General features: G+C 60.4%; 1 protein-coding gene. It reads right to left on the minus strand.

The window, feature by feature from the left end:
- Positions 1–243 (minus strand): 50S ribosomal protein L10 (gene rplJ / locus K9U41_RS23300; RefSeq protein ID WP_282643210.1); only part of this gene is annotated, 243 nt, incomplete at its 3' end.
- Between the last annotated feature and the right edge of the window lie 191 nt (positions 244–434).

The following is a 434-nucleotide window of genomic DNA, read 5'->3' on the forward strand; positions in this document are numbered from 1 at the left end:
GATCAGAGGACCGGTCATCTGGTCAGCCACCACGTCGAACTGGCTGCCAGCCACAGCACGGCGGGCCAGGGTGTTCTTCAGAACACTCAGGCTCACGCCCTTGCTGCGGGCGTCAACGCGCAGTTTGGTCATGTCGGCCACCGTGATGCCACGGTATTCCGCGATCACGAGCGTTTGAGCTTTTGCGGCGAGGCTGGTCACTTCGTTGATGACCGCTTCTTTCTCACTGCGATTAAGACTCAAGGTCTACTCCTTCATATGCGCACTCGGGGAACCCCTCGTGCGCGCTCTTGTTGCAGCGACCAACTGTTTCGGAACTGAATTCCATCTGCAGCGGGATCGCCATCTGCGCTGGCTCCGTGGATTTAAATGCAGCCGGGGCTGCACACCAGCGGTCTTGGATGGCCCGGCACATCGCTGTGCCGGCCCACCAC

This window comes from Xanthobacter autotrophicus, assembly GCF_029991245.1.
Taxonomy (GTDB): domain Bacteria; phylum Pseudomonadota; class Alphaproteobacteria; order Rhizobiales; family Xanthobacteraceae; genus Xanthobacter; species Xanthobacter autotrophicus_C.